Genomic DNA, 2,108 nt, shown 5'->3' on the forward strand with positions numbered 1-2,108 from the left:
GGCTTGAAGTGATCCTCCGCCTCTTCAAGGGCGAGACGGTGACGGAAGAAACCGAATGGTTCAAGCTCAACAAGGCAAAGCTTCAGCTTCGCCCCTTCAGCGATCCCTATCCGGAAGTTGCCGTTGCAAGCTCGGTCACGCCCTCTGGCGGCAAACTCGCTGGCAAGCATGGCCTCGGCATGCTCTGCGTCGCCGCCACCAACACGGCAGGCTATGACGCACTCAGCATCAACTGGGAAATCGCCAAGAAGACCGCTGCTGAAAATGGCCGGGAGATGGACCCCTCGCGCCTGCGCCTTGTCGGCCCGATGCATCTCGCTGAAACCCGCGAAGAAGCGCGCGCCCAGGTGAAATATGGCTTCGACAAATGGCGTCACTATTTCGGCTCCATCAACCCGATGGGCATTGATGTGAAGGAAGGCCGCGACCCGCTCGACGCGATGATCGAAAGCGGACAGGCCATTGTCGGCACGCCCGATGATGCGATTGCGCAGATCGAACGCCTTCAGGAAAAGATTCCGGGCTTCGGCGCCTTCCTCATGCTTGCGCATAACTGGGCGAACTTCGAGAACACCAAGCGCTCCTACGAACTTTTCGCGCGGCATGTGAAGCCGAAATTCCACGGCGCGAATACGGCGCGCGAGGAATCGCTTGCATGGGCGACGGAAAATGCGGGCGAGTTCATCGGCGCAGCCATGAACGCCGCGATGCAGACCATCGTCAAGCATCAGGCTGAAGAAGAAGCGAAGGCGAAGAAGCAGGGCTGAAGCCCCCGCGCCTCGAAAACAGGATAAGCCAAACAGGACACGTCAAACAGGAAGCATCACCATGACAGGAACAAAGATGCGGTTCGGTGCCTTCATTGCACCGTTTCACCCGCTGAATGAAAATCCGACCCTCGCACTTGAACGCGACATCGAACTCGTCCAGTGGATGGACAAGCTCGGCTATGATGAAGCATGGATCGGCGAGCATCACTCGGCGGGCTATGAACTGATCGCAAGCCCCGAGCTTTTCATCGCAACGGTTGCCGAGCGCACGCGCAACATCAAGCTTGGCACGGGCGTCTCCTCGCTGCCCTATCACCATCCGCTGATGCTGGCGGACCGCATCAACCAACTTGACCACATCACGCGGGGCCGCGTGATGCTGGGCGTCGGACCGGGCTCGCTTCCCTCTGATGCCTTCATGATGGGCATCACGGTCGCAAAGCAGCGCGACATGATGGACGAGGCGCTTGACGTGATCGTGCCGCTGCTGCGCGGCGAAACGGTGACCGCAAAGACCGACTGGTTCGAGCTGAAAGACGCACGTCTCCAGATGACGCCCTGGTCGCGCCCCTCGGTTGAAATAGCGGTGGCAAGTCAGGTCTCGCCGACCGGCGCAACGGCGGCGGGCCGCCACGGCCTCGGCCTTCTCTCAATCGGCGCGACCTCTGCCGGCGGCTTCAACGCGCTGTCCTCCAACTGGGCAATCTGCGAGGAAACCGCGAAAGAGCATGGCAAGACAGTCGATCGCAGCCAGTGGCGCCTTGTCGGACCCGTGCATATCGCCGAGACGCGGGAAAGGGCGCGCGAGAATGTGCGCTTCGGCCTTGAACAGTGGCTCTACTATTTCCGCGTAGTGGCAGCCCTCCCGCTCGCCCAGACCGATGGGTCGGACCCGGTGGATGCGCTCATCGCTTCCGGCATGGCCGTGATCGGCACGCCGGATGACGCCATCGCACAGATCGAGCGCCTCCAGACGCAGTCGGGCGGCTTTGGCTGCTTCATGCAGCTCGCGCATAACTGGGCCAACTGGGAAAATACCAAGCGCTCCTACGAGCTGATGGCGCGCTATGTCTTCCCGAAGTTCCAGGGCCTCAACGAAAACCGCGAAGCCTCGCTCAACTGGGCACGCGACAACCGCCCGACCTTCATGGGCGAAGCCATGATGGCGGTCGGCACGCGCGTCGCTCAGCATGTGGAAAAGAAGGGCACGGAAAATATCCGCCCCGAAATCCTCGCTGCCATGGGCCTCGACAAGAAGACGGACGCGGCGGAATAAGCGCAGCGACCAGCACGAACAGAAAGGGCGGCTCCGCCGAGCCGCCCTTTTTTGTCACCTCA

Annotated in this window: 2 protein-coding genes; both read left to right on the forward strand. The window is 61.2% G+C overall.

Annotated features, from left to right (window positions below):
* Positions 1–767 (forward strand): LLM class flavin-dependent oxidoreductase (locus tag WBF74_RS06640; protein WP_424437043.1); only part of this gene is annotated, 767 nt, incomplete at its 5' end.
* A gap of 61 nt (positions 768–828) precedes the next feature.
* A complete protein-coding gene (locus WBF74_RS06645; protein ID WP_424437046.1) occupies positions 829–2,046 on the forward strand; it encodes an LLM class flavin-dependent oxidoreductase in 1,218 nt (405 codons plus the stop codon).
* Positions 2,047–2,108 lie beyond the last annotated feature (62 nt).

The sequence above is a fragment of the Parvibaculum sp. genome (assembly GCF_049672805.1).
GTDB lineage: Bacteria > Pseudomonadota > Alphaproteobacteria > Parvibaculales > Parvibaculaceae > Parvibaculum.

What these genes read in the sequence shown, in the direction of transcription:
- WBF74_RS06645 (WP_424437046.1), top strand. Translation starts at nt 829, where the DNA reads ATGACAGGAACAAAGATGCGGTTCGGTGCCTTCATTGCACCGTTTCAC.